Below are 10,650 nucleotides of genomic sequence, written 5' to 3'. Positions count from 1 at the left end.
CCACGCCTTTGTCCAAGCCCGCACCAGCGCCCACGCCGGCTCCTGCCGCCAAGGCCGCCGCGCCGGCCGCAACCGGCACGTACTACCTGCAAGCCGGCGCATTCCGGGGCGAGAACGACGCGGAATCGCTCAAGGCCCGCATTATTCTGCTGGGCTTGCCGGTTGCCGTGCAGAAGGCCGAAGTGAACGGCAAGCCGCTGAACCGCGTGCGTGTCGGCCCGTTTGCGCGGCTGGACGACATGAACCGGGCGCGTGGCCGCCTGGGCGAAAACAAGATCGAGACCGCCGTGGTGCGCCAGTAGCGCAATGCGGCGCCATTTTTTCATTGAACTAATCCGGCCCCGGGCCTGTCTGTAACTTTTTACTCAGGAACCTCTCATCCATGTTGTCCCCCAAGATCGTACGCATCATGGCCGCGGCCGCGCTGACCGCCTCCGCGTTCTTCAGCCCGGTTAGCCACGCCCAAGGCACCCAAGCCTACGTGGCCATCAACCCGCCGCTGCCCTCCGACACCCCGGGCAAAGTGGAAGTACTGGAATTTTTCGCCTACACCTGCCCGCACTGCGCCGCCATGGAACCCATGGTGGAAACCTGGGCCAAATCCGCCCCGGCCGACGTCGTGCTCAAGCAGGTTCCCATTGCCTTCAATGCCGGCATGAAGCCGCTGCAACAGGTCTACTACACGTTCATGGCCCTGGAACGCCCCGACCTGCACGCCAAGTTCTTCACCGCCATCCACGGTGAAAACAAGCGCCTGTTCGACAAGAAGTCCATGGGCGAATGGGCCGCCTCGCAAGGCGTGGACCGCGCCAAGTTCGATTCCGTGTTCGACTCGTTCAGCGTGCAGACCCAAGTGCAGCGCGCCACGCAGCTGGCCGAGGCCTACCGCATCGACGGCACCCCGTCGTGTGCCGTCGGCGGCAAGTTCATGACCTCGCCGGTCATGGCGGGCAACAGCTACGAAGGCGCCCTGAAGGAAGTCGACAAGCTGATCCCGATGGCGCGCAACAAGTAAGTCACGCGTTCATCTCGCTTCATCGTGCAAAACGCCTCGGCCACATGGCCGAGGCGTTTTTCTTTGGGAAATCGTTGAGAAAGTCTTCCAACTTTCTGATGTGCCGGGGCTACACTTTTGCCACAAGAATTCGCCGCGACGACGGCATCAAAAGGGTGGAAGACAAATGAAGCAGCAATTTTTGCGCATACGCGCGGCACGAGCGCTGGGCCTGTGCCTGGCATTGACCGCCATTGCCACGCACGCCAATACGGCGGACGGCGTGAAGATCGGCGTACTGACCGACATGGCGGGCGTTACCGCCGACGCCACCGGCAAGGGGTCGGTGGAAGCCGCCCGGCTGGCCATCGAAGAGATGGGCGGCACGGTGCTGGGCAAGCCGATTTCACTGGTCTCGGGCGACCACCAACACCGCCCCGACATCGGCAGCAGCATGGTCCGCAAGTGGTACGACACCGACGGCGTGGACGTCGTGGTGGACGTGCCCAATTCCTCGGTCGCGCTGGCGGTGCAGGGCATCGCGCGCGAAAAGAAGAAACTGGTGCTGTTCTCCAGCCCCGGCACCACCGCGCTGTCGCAGGCGCAGTGCTCGCCTTACGGCGTGCAGTGGACGTACACCACCTACGCCTTGTCGCGCGGCACCGCCACCGCCGTGGTCAATGAAGGCAACAAGCGCTGGTTCATCCTGGCGTCGGACTACGCCTTCGGCAAGCAGTTGGCGGCGGACACGGAAACCGTCGTGAAAGCCAACGGCGGTGAAATCGTGGGCACCGTGTTCCACCCCCTGAACGCGTCGGACTTTGCCTCGTTCCTGTTGCAGGCGCAGGGCTCCAAGGCGCAGATCATCGCCATTGCGAACGCGGGCGGCGACACGATTTCGGCCATCAAGCAGGCGGCGGAATTCGGCATCGGCGGTGTACAGCAGCTGGCCGCCATGTTGTTGCTGATCACCGACGTGCACAGCCTGGGGCTGCAAGCCGCGCAGAAGACCTACCTGACCGTGCCGTCGTACTGGGACATGAACGACGGCACGCGCGCCTTCACCAAAAAGTTCGAGGCGCGCGTCGGCCGCCCGCCCACCTTCCTGCAAGCCGGTGTGTACGGCCAGGTGCGGCACTACCTGCAAGCCGTGAAGGCGGCCGGCACGGCGGACCCGGACGCGGTGATGGCCAAGATGAAGTCGCTGCCCATCGACGACCCGTTCAGCATGAATGCACGCATTCGCGAAGACGGCCTGGTGGTGCGCGACATGATGCTGGCGCAGGTGACGACGCCCGCGCAATCGAAGGCGCCCTGGGACTACTACAACATCGTGCGCAGCATTCCCGGCGACACATTGGCCTGGCCGCTGTCGGACAGCCAATGCCCGCTGGTCAAGCGATGACGCGGCCCAAGCCTGAAACCGGGGCTGCCCCGCGCGCGCAGCCCCGGGGCGATGCCGTCACACTGGCCGACTTCGGCAGCTTCTACGCGGGCGGCAGGCCGGTGCGCGTGGCCGGGCTGCCGCAGCGCGAGATCGCCTTCACAAAAAGCGCGTCGCTGGCGTATGACCCTAACGGCCTGTACCACTTCGAGCAGGCCTATGTGCAGTATTTCGTCCCGGCACGGCTGGCGCATCCGCTGCCCATCGTGTTGCTGCACGGCGGCGGGATGACGGGAGCGATGTGGGAACAGACGCCGGACGGCCGGGCGGGCTGGATGCAGCACTTTCTGCGCCAGGGCCATGCGGTGTATGTCGTGGACAACGTCGAACGCGGCCGCGCCGGCTGGGCGCCGTTTGAGCAGGTGTGGCCCGAGGCGCCCATCATCCGCACCGCCGAAGAAAGCTGGTCGTTGTTTCGCCTGGGCCGCGCGGAGGATTTCGAGACGCGTCGTGCATTCGCGGGCCAGCGCTTTCCGGTGGGTGCGTTCGACGATTTCATCCGACACGCAGTGCCGCGCTGGCTGGGCAACAACGAGGCGGCATTGCACGGTTTCTGCGCGGCGCTGGATCGCATCGGGCCCTGTTTGGTCGTGGCGCACAGCCATGGCGGCGAGGTCGCTTACCGGGCGCTGCACGCGCGGCCCGACCTGGTGCGCGCCGTGATCGGTATCGAACCGTCGGGCTACTCCGCCGACGTCACGGCCGCCGCCGTGGCAAACAAACCGTTCCTGTTCGTCTATGGCGACTATCTGGACGCCACGCCGCTATGGCGACGCCTGTGCGCAAGCGGGCAGGACTACGCCGACTCGCTGGCGGGCCACGGCGCCCGGGTAGACACGTGGAGGCTGGCCGACATGGGTATCGCCGGCAATTCGCACATGCCGATGATGGATGACAACAGCGACGACATTGCCGCGCGCATCGGCGCGTGGATACGCGGCACGGTCGCGGGTGACTAAGCGGGTGACTAAGCCGGGGTGACTAAGCCGGGGCGACTAAGCCGGGGCGACTAAGCCGGGGCGACTAAGCCGGGGCGACTAAGCCCGGCGAAACTACGCCGGTGACTACGCAGGGGGACTACGCGCGCCGCGATGCCCGGCGCAGCGTCGCGGCATCCGGCGCCGCCATGCCGCATCCGGCGCCGCGGCGTCACAGTGGCGGGCGTCGCTACGCGCTGACCGCCGCCGCCTTTTCCAGCGCCTGGGTCAGGTCCGCGATGATGTCCTCGGGCGCTTCCAGGCCGATGTGCAAACGCACCAGCGCGTTCTCGCCTTCGCCCCAATAGCGGTGCTTGGACAAATCCTTGGACGACACCAACTGCACCAGGCTTTCGTAGCCGCCCCACGAAAAGCCGATGCCGAACAAGGTCAGTGCGTCCACGAACGCGCGCGCGGCAGCGGGCGACAGCCGCAACTCAACCGACAGCATGCCGTTGGACCCGGAACAATCGCGCTGCCACAACGCGTGGCCGGGATCTTCGGGCAATGCGGGGTGAAAAAGGCGCACGGTTTCGGGGCGGCTTTTGAAGAATTCGCACACCTGCAAGGCATGGCGCGCGTGCTGCGCCATGCGGATCGGCATCGTGCGCACGCCGCGCAGCGCCAGCCAGGCGTCGTCTGCGCTGATGGAATAGCCCATCGCGTACTGCGTGCGGTTCAGTTTTTTGGCGATGGCTTCGTCGTTGGTCACCACCGCGCCCAGCATCAGGTCAGAGTGCCCGCCCACGTACTTGGTGCCGGCAATGATCGACACCTGCGCCCCCAGCGTCAACGGACGGTAGATGTAGCCCGAGCCCCAGGTGTTGTCGGTGGCCAGCACCAAGCCGTGGCGCTTGGCGAAGGCCGCCATGGCGCCCATGTCCAGCATTTCAAACAGCAGCGAGCCCGGCGACTCGACGTACAGCAACTTTGTGTTGGGCCGCACCAGCGCGTCCAGGCCTTCGTCGGCCGCGAAGTAGGTGATGTCGATGTTCATGCGCTTGAGCACGGCATCGTCCAGTTCCCGCATCGGGCCGTAGACGCAATCGGAGATCAGCGCGTGGTCACCGGCCGAGCACAGCGCCATCATCACCATCGTCATCGCGGACAAGCCCGACGACGCCAGGTAGCAATGCGTGCCGCCCTCCAGCTGCGTAAAGACCTGTTCCAGCGCGGCGTGGGTGTCCATGCCCATGCGGCCATAGGTCGTGGCGCGGCCGCCTTCGGCCTTGCTGCGCTGCGCCTGTTCCAGGGCGGCCAGGTTCTGAAAGCGCACGGTGCTGGCGCGCATGGGCGGCAGCGGCACGGGCGCGGTACCGGTCTGGGGGTCGAACGGGGCGGTGCCCGCGTGCTGCAAAACCGTATCGATGTGTTTGGAGGTCATCTTCGAAGGAACGCTGGAGAAATGAACAGGGGCCGGACTCGGGGCGAACAGGCTGAACCTTATCAGGCGCGGCGGCGCCTGTCCCTAGCCCGTGACCCAGCGGACCGTTTCGGACAGGTCGGCGCGGCGCGTGCGGTAGCTGTTGGCGGGATGATCGGCATCGGCATAGCCGAACGAAATGCCGCAGACCACGCGCCGGTCGGCATCGATGCCCAGCACGTCGCGCAACACCTCGGGATACATCGCCAGCGACGCCTGGGCCACCGTGGCCACGCCGTTGGCCTGGGCGGCCAGCAGGAAGTTGGCGACGTACCCGCCGCAATCCATGGCGCCGTATTCGCCCAGCGCTTCGTCGGTAGTGATGATGGCCACGTGCGGCGCATCGAACAGTCGAAAATTGCGCATTTCCTGCCGGCGGTAGGCGTCGCGATCACCGCGCGCCACGCCCACCGCGCCGTACAGTTGAAAGCCGGATTCGCGACGGCGCGCCAGATATTCGTTGCGGTATTCGCGGGGGAAGGGGAAGTCGGGGGTAAAGCCTGACGGCGCATCGGCTTGTTGCGCTCGCGCCAGCAGCGCGGCGCGCAAGCGTTCGGTACCCGCGCCTTCGGTCACCGCGACGCGCCAGGGCTGGCAGTTGCACCATGACGCCGTGCGCTGAGCCAGCGTCAGGATGCGTTCGATGACGTCGCGCGGCACCGGCGTGGGCAGGAAGGCGCGGCAGCTGTGCCGCGCCAGCAGCAGGGCTTGCAGCGCGGCATCGGCGCGCGTTGCGTCGCCGGGATGCGTCGCGGCGTCGTCGTGCATCGCGGATTGCGTTGCATCGTGGGTGGCATGTTGCGCCCGAGCGGTTTGAGATACCTGGGATGCCTGGGATGCCTGCGCGGCGTTTGTCGTCATGGTGTGTGTCTCTCTCTGTCCTTGGGGTTGCATGGCAAGGCTGAACAGCGGGGAAATTGCCCTTATGATGCCATTCTCCGGCTACCCGGCGCCCACCTCCACCAGGCCACGTCCCATGCTGCCCTTCGACACCCTGATCGCTTTTTTCGGCATTGCCGTGCTGCTGGCGCTGACGCCCGGGCCGGACAATGTGTTCGTGCTGATGCAGTCCGCTATCTGGGGACGCAAGGCGGGCATGCTGGTGGTGTTGGGGCTGTGCACCGGTCTGCTGGGTCACACGGCCGCCGTCGCGCTCGGTCTTGCCGCGGTGTTTGCCGCGTCGCCCATGGCGTTCACGGCGCTTAAGCTGGCGGGCGCGGCGTACCTGACGTACCTGGCCTGGCAAATCCTGCGCGCGCCGGTCGAATCGGAAGACGGCAAGCGGCCCGAACCGCTCAAGCCCGGCGCGCTGTACCGGCGCGGCATCGTCATGAACCTGACCAATCCCAAGGTGCTGCTGTTCTTCTTTGCCTTCCTGCCGCAATTCACCACGCCCGCCCTGGGCCCGGTCGGCTTGCAGGTCATGCAGCTGGGCGCGGTGTTCATGGTGTCGACGTTGCTGGTGTTCGGCGCCATCGCGTTCTTTTCCGGCGCGTTCGGCGAACTGCTGCAACGCTCGGTCACGGCCAAGCGCTGGTTGAATCGCATCGCCGCGCTGGTGTTCGTGGGCCTGGCCGTCAGACTGGCCACGGCGACGCGCTGACGGGTCCTGCCAGGAACCCGCCGCGCTTGTCGATCACGCAGCCGTGAACCGCACGATGCCGTCGTCGCCGGTGGCACGACGCAGCTTGCCTTCGAAATACAGCGCATGCAGGTGCGCCAGCGCTTCGCCCATGGCGAAGGTCAGCTGATGCAGGTCCAGCTTGCGCTTGAACAACACGGGCAGGATGTCCGTCGTTGACCGCGGCTGCGCGGCGCAAGCCTCCAGCACTTCAGCCAGACGATCGCGGTGGTGTTCATGCTGCTGCGCAATGCGCTCGTGCAGGCCCTTGAACGGCCGGCCGTGCGAGGGCAGCACCAGCGCGTCGCGGGGCAGGCCGGCGTAGCCGTCCAGCGACCGCAGGTACAGCGGCAAGGGGTTGGCGTCCGGCTCGTAATCGAACACGCTGACGTTGGTGGAAATGCGCGGCAGCACCATGTCGCCCGAGATCAACACGTTCAGGTCGGGGCTGTACAGCGAGGCATGCTCCGGCGCATGGCCGTAACCCACGATCACGCGCCAGTCATGGTCACCGATGCGAACTTGATCGCCGTGCATGATGCGCGTGTAGCGGGCGGGCACAGCCGGCACCAGGTTGGGGTAGTAGTTGGCGCGCTGGCGGATCTGCTCTTGCGCGTCCAGGTCCGTCAGGCCGTGGCGCGCAAAGTGTTCGACGGCGGACTGGCCGCCCGGGCCACCGCCCGCTTCGTTGCGGCGCGACGACCACAACGAGGCCACCATGAAGTCCGTCATCGTCATCCACAGCCGTGCGTTCCAGCGCTCGCACAGCCAATGGGCAAGGCCGATGTGGTCAGGGTGCATATGCGTGACCAGCACGCGCAGCACGGGCAGCCCTTCAAGTTCGTTCTTGAAGACGTCTTCCCACAGCGTTTTGACCTCGTCGCGCGAGATGCCACAGTCAACGATGGTCCAGCCGTCCTGGCCATCGATGCGGTCGCGCAGCAGCCAGAGGTTGATATGATCCAGCGCGAACGGCAGCGGCATCCGGATCCACTTGACGCCTTCCGCCACCACATGGGCCCGGCCGGCTTCGGGCTGGAAGTCCGCCCAGGGGTACTGCAATTTCTGTTCGTTGGGGTTCATTGCCTCTTGCTCCACGCTTGACGTTGACGTCAAGTCATCATAATTTACGTTTACGTAAACTGCCACACGCCGCATGCCCTCGTCAACCTGGACCATCTCGGAACTCGCCCGCGAGTTCGACGTCACGCCCCGCACGATCCGCTTCTATGAAGACCAGGGTATCGTCAGCCCGGCGCGCGAGGGCCGCAACCGCATCTTTGGTCCGCGCGACCGCACGCGCCTGAAACTGGCGCTGCGGGGCAAACGCCTGGGATTGCAGCTGTCTGAAATCCTGACGCTGATCGACATGTACGACGGCCCCGGCGATACCGAAGTGCAATTGCGCCAGTACCTCAGCGTGCTGGAACAGCATCGCGACACGCTGGAACAGCAGCGCCGCGACATCGAAGACACCTTGCAGGAAATTGCCCAGCAGGAACGCGAATGCCGCGCGCTGCTGGCGCAAAAACCCTGAAGGCGCGCTCATGGCCGCCTTGCAGACCCTTGCGCTGTTCGTCCTGACGGCGCTGGCCGAAATCATCGGCTGCTACCTCCCGTACCTGTGGTTACGCAAGGGCCATTCCATCTGGTTACTGGCCCCGGCCGCGGCCAGCCTGGCGCTGTTCGCCTGGCTGCTGACCTTGCACCCGGCCGCCTCCGGCCGGGTCTACGCGGCTTACGGCGGCGTGTACATCGGCATGGCGCTGATGTGGTTGTGGGCAGTGGACGGCCTGCGGCCCAGCGCAAGCGACTGGCTGGGCGTCGGCCTGTGCCTGGCCGGCATGCTTGTGATCATGTTCGGGCCCCGCCCGGCCTGAAGCGTGGCCCGGCCTGGCGCGGCACTGGTCTAACCCCGGCGCCGCCTCAGAAAGTTCCGACCAAAAATAAGACTTTTCCAATATCTTTGCGTCCGACAGGAAGGCAAGATCGGCAATCGCCATCGCCGCTGCATCGCGGCCGTGATTGCCCGAAGCCCTTGCGCCTTTCCTTCGGCTTTGCTTCTGTCTTGCCGGGTTCTTGCGGCGGCGCACGGTGGTCAATGGCGGTGTCTCTGGCAACAGGATTCCTCATGCACACGAAGCCCCAACACCCCATCCTCGACCGCCAACCGCAATTGCGCATCGCCGCCGATGCGGCCGGCTTTGAATGCCTGGATACGCATTGGCGGGGCTTGTCGGCGATGTACCGTTTTCAATGCAACGCGGGCCACCAATTCCAGCGGACGCTGCAAACTTTCGGCCGCGCGCTGCAAGTCAAGTGCCCGCTATGCGCGGCCGGCGCCAACTTTGCCCGCCTGGGCGAACTGGCGCAGAAGAATGGGGTCACGTGCCTGGAACCCCACTGGCTGGGCTGGGATGTACCGCATCGTTTTCAATGCGACGCCGGCCACGCCTGGAACCGCAAGGGCAACAAAGCGCTGCAACGTGTCGGTTGCGCCGTGTGTGGGCGCGACGCGGGCTACCGACGCCGGCGCGACGACCTGCTTGGGCGTATCCACAAGACCGCGGTCGCGCGCGGAGGACAGTGCCTGGATACCGCCAGCCCGCGCGGGCAAAAGAGCTTCCAATTCCGCTGCGGCGCGGGGCACGAATGGGAGGCGGCGGGTGCGGATGTGCTGCGTCGAACCTGGTGCCCGGAATGCGCGCGCCTGCGCAAGGTCGAAGGCTATCGGCATCCCGACGGCCTGGCGCGGCTGCAACGCAAGGCCAAAGAGCGCGGCGGCCTGTGCCTGTCGGATGCCTATCGCGGGCTGGGCGTGCGGTATCGATTCCGCTGCGCCGACGGCCACGAATGGCTGACCACCGGCGGCAAGATTCTGCTGGGCAGTTGGTGCGGCGTGTGCGCCAACCTGAACAAGCGGCTGGGCATCGAAGCCGCGCATCAGGCGGCCCGCGATCGCGGTGGCGAATGCCTCACGTCCGTGTATTTGAACACCACCCGGAAGATGCACTGGCTATGCCATCGCGGCCACGATTGGCACGCGCCGTTCGCGTCGATTCGCGCGGGCCATTGGTGCGCGCAATGCGCCCACATGGCCCGCATCACCAACGCCAAATCGCTGGCCGCCATGCGTTATCGGGTGATGGGGCTGCCGGTGGACGACCGCGGGCTGCCCCACAAGCCACGGCTTAATCGGCCTTGATATTGCCCTCTTTGATCAGGCGGGCGTTGTTGGTGAATTCCGCCTGCACCTGCTTGGCGAAGGCTTCGCCGGTCGCGGTGCCGGGTTGCAGATACGACTTGGCCAGCAGGTCCTGGAAATCAGCGCTGGCCACCGCGCGCGTCAGCGCGGCCAGCAGCGGCTGGGACACGGTGGGCGGCAGGTTGGCGGGCGCGAACACGCCAAAGTTCGAGTAGTACTGCGCTTGCGGCAACTTCAGTTCGGCCATCGTCGGCACGTCGGGCCATGCGGCCAGGCGTTGCGGCGCCATCACCGCCAGCGGCTTCAACGCGCCGTTGGCCACGTGCGGCAGCACCACGTCGCTATTGACCACCAGCAATTCCACCACGCCGCCCAGCCCGTCGGTCAGCGCCTGGCTGTTGCCGCGATAGGGCACATGCAGCATCTGCGTGCCGGTCTGCTTGGTGACGGCGGCCATGCCGATATGCGCCACCGTACCCTGGCCCGGCGTGCCGTAACGCACGCCTTCCGGATGCGACTTGGCGTAGTCGATCAAGCCCGCAAAGTCCTTGACCGGCAGGGCCTTGGTGGCAACGATGGCCACGGGTGCGACGGCCACGCTGGCCACCGGCGTCAGGTCCTTCATCGGGTCGTAGTTGGTCTTGGCCAGATGCGGGAAGATCGTCAGCGGGCTGGTCGATGCCAGCAGCAGCGTCGTGCCGTCCGGCTGCGAGCGCGCAACGAAGTCGGTGCCCACCGAGGCGCCCGCGCCCGGCTTGTTTTCAACGATGACGGTTACGTTGGCTTCCTTGCGCAGCACGTCGCCCAAACGGCGTCCAATGGCGTCCGCGCTACCGCCCGCCGTGTACGGCACCACCAACGTGATGGGTTTGGCGGGCCAGCCTTGGGCCATGGCGCCGCTTGCCACGATTGCCAGGGCCGCCCCCGCGCCCTTGATCAGCAAAGTCTTCTTTTTCATATTGTCCTGGTGATGTTGCGTAGCACTG

At 65.9% G+C, this 10,650-nt stretch carries 12 protein-coding genes; 8 read left to right on the top strand and 4 right to left on the bottom strand.

Features of this window, described 5'->3' with window-relative positions; translation table 11 throughout:
• From ACNPP0_RS23855 to ACNPP0_RS23840, 4 genes are all read left to right on the top strand, one after another.
• The coding region (locus ACNPP0_RS23855) for an SPOR domain-containing protein (protein ID WP_448707194.1) at positions 1 to 302 on the top strand (302 nt) is incomplete at its 5' end.
• 80 nt (positions 303 to 382) lie between these two features.
• Positions 383 to 1,015: a thiol:disulfide interchange protein DsbA/DsbL gene (locus ACNPP0_RS23850; protein WP_448707193.1), complete on the top strand. Its 633-nt coding sequence runs from the start codon at positions 383 to 385 to the stop codon at positions 1,013 to 1,015.
• Positions 1,016 to 1,181: 166 nt separating this feature from the next.
• On the top strand, positions 1,182 to 2,399 hold the full coding sequence (locus tag ACNPP0_RS23845) for an ABC transporter substrate-binding protein (protein WP_448707192.1): 1,218 nt from the start codon (positions 1,182 to 1,184) through the stop codon (positions 2,397 to 2,399).
• Entirely contained in the window at positions 2,378 to 3,397 is a 1,020-nt protein-coding gene (locus ACNPP0_RS23840; RefSeq protein ID WP_332609143.1) for an alpha/beta hydrolase, read from the top strand. The genes ACNPP0_RS23845 and ACNPP0_RS23840 overlap by 22 nt, the downstream gene beginning before the upstream one ends.
• Positions 3,398 to 3,605: 208 nt before the next feature.
• Here the strand turns inward: ACNPP0_RS23840 and metC are convergent, their stop codons facing one another.
• Both metC and ACNPP0_RS23830 read right to left on the bottom strand, forming a co-directional pair.
• Complete coding sequence (metC, locus tag ACNPP0_RS23835) at positions 3,606 to 4,799, bottom strand: cystathionine beta-lyase (RefSeq protein ID WP_448707191.1); 1,194 nt, start codon at positions 4,797 to 4,799, stop codon at positions 3,606 to 3,608.
• A gap of 84 nt (positions 4,800 to 4,883) precedes the next feature.
• On the bottom strand, positions 4,884 to 5,606 hold the full coding sequence (locus ACNPP0_RS23830) for a nitroreductase (protein WP_448707199.1): 723 nt from the start codon (positions 5,604 to 5,606) through the stop codon (positions 4,884 to 4,886).
• Between the two features lie 208 nt (positions 5,607 to 5,814).
• On the opposite strand from ACNPP0_RS23830, the gene ACNPP0_RS23825 reads away from it, so the two are divergent.
• Entirely contained in the window at positions 5,815 to 6,441 is a 627-nt protein-coding gene (locus ACNPP0_RS23825) for a LysE family translocator (RefSeq protein WP_046803949.1), read from the top strand.
• Between the two features lie 33 nt (positions 6,442 to 6,474).
• Here the strand turns inward: ACNPP0_RS23825 and ACNPP0_RS23820 are convergent, their stop codons facing one another.
• Positions 6,475 to 7,542 (bottom strand): MBL fold metallo-hydrolase, encoded by a 1,068-nt coding sequence (locus tag ACNPP0_RS23820; protein WP_448707190.1) that lies wholly within the window; start codon positions 7,540 to 7,542, stop codon positions 6,475 to 6,477.
• A 73-nt stretch (positions 7,543 to 7,615) separates the two neighbouring features.
• On the opposite strand from ACNPP0_RS23820, the gene ACNPP0_RS23815 reads away from it, so the two are divergent.
• From ACNPP0_RS23815 to ACNPP0_RS23805, 3 genes are all read left to right on the top strand, one after another.
• Positions 7,616 to 7,996, top strand: coding sequence for a MerR family transcriptional regulator (locus ACNPP0_RS23815; protein WP_046803951.1), 381 nt, complete (start codon positions 7,616 to 7,618; stop codon positions 7,994 to 7,996).
• A gap of 10 nt (positions 7,997 to 8,006) precedes the next feature.
• Complete coding sequence (locus ACNPP0_RS23810; RefSeq protein WP_332609148.1) at positions 8,007 to 8,339, top strand: YnfA family protein; 333 nt, start codon at positions 8,007 to 8,009, stop codon at positions 8,337 to 8,339.
• A 251-nt stretch (positions 8,340 to 8,590) separates the two neighbouring features.
• The gene (locus ACNPP0_RS23805) at positions 8,591 to 9,664 is read left to right on the top strand and encodes a hypothetical protein (RefSeq protein WP_448707189.1); all 1,074 of its coding nucleotides are present in this window, start codon (positions 8,591 to 8,593) and stop codon (positions 9,662 to 9,664) included.
• Here ACNPP0_RS23805 and ACNPP0_RS23800 read toward each other — a convergent pair.
• Positions 9,651 to 10,622 carry a Bug family tripartite tricarboxylate transporter substrate binding protein gene (locus ACNPP0_RS23800; protein ID WP_448707188.1) on the bottom strand — a complete coding sequence of 324 codons (972 nt, stop codon included), beginning with the start codon at positions 10,620 to 10,622 and terminating at the stop codon, positions 9,651 to 9,653. The two genes, ACNPP0_RS23805 and ACNPP0_RS23800, sit on opposite strands and share 14 nt — an antisense overlap.
• Between the last annotated feature and the right edge of the window lie 28 nt (positions 10,623 to 10,650).

This window comes from Achromobacter semiaridum, from assembly GCF_053543755.1.
Note: the sequence above shows the minus strand (reverse complement) of the source record. Positions and strands in the feature narration are given on the sequence as shown.

Coding starts and splice junctions, on each gene's coding strand:
- ACNPP0_RS23805 (WP_448707189.1), top strand. CDS start 8,591: ATGCACACGAAGCCCCAACACCCCATCCTCGACCGCCAACCGCAATTG.
- ACNPP0_RS23830 (WP_448707199.1), bottom strand. CDS start 5,606: ATGCACGACGACGCCGCGACGCATCCCGGCGACGCAACGCGCGCCGAT.
- ACNPP0_RS23850 (WP_448707193.1), top strand. CDS start 383: ATGTTGTCCCCCAAGATCGTACGCATCATGGCCGCGGCCGCGCTGACC.
- ACNPP0_RS23845 (WP_448707192.1), top strand. CDS start 1,182: ATGAAGCAGCAATTTTTGCGCATACGCGCGGCACGAGCGCTGGGCCTG.
- ACNPP0_RS23800 (WP_448707188.1), bottom strand. CDS start 10,622: ATGAAAAAGAAGACTTTGCTGATCAAGGGCGCGGGGGCGGCCCTGGCA.
- metC (WP_448707191.1), bottom strand. CDS start 4,799: ATGACCTCCAAACACATCGATACGGTTTTGCAGCACGCGGGCACCGCC.
- ACNPP0_RS23825 (WP_046803949.1), top strand. CDS start 5,815: ATGCTGCCCTTCGACACCCTGATCGCTTTTTTCGGCATTGCCGTGCTG.
- ACNPP0_RS23840 (WP_332609143.1), top strand. CDS start 2,378: ATGCCCGCTGGTCAAGCGATGACGCGGCCCAAGCCTGAAACCGGGGCT.
- ACNPP0_RS23815 (WP_046803951.1), top strand. CDS start 7,616: ATGCCCTCGTCAACCTGGACCATCTCGGAACTCGCCCGCGAGTTCGAC.
- ACNPP0_RS23820 (WP_448707190.1), bottom strand. CDS start 7,542: ATGAACCCCAACGAACAGAAATTGCAGTACCCCTGGGCGGACTTCCAG.
- ACNPP0_RS23810 (WP_332609148.1), top strand. CDS start 8,007: ATGGCCGCCTTGCAGACCCTTGCGCTGTTCGTCCTGACGGCGCTGGCC.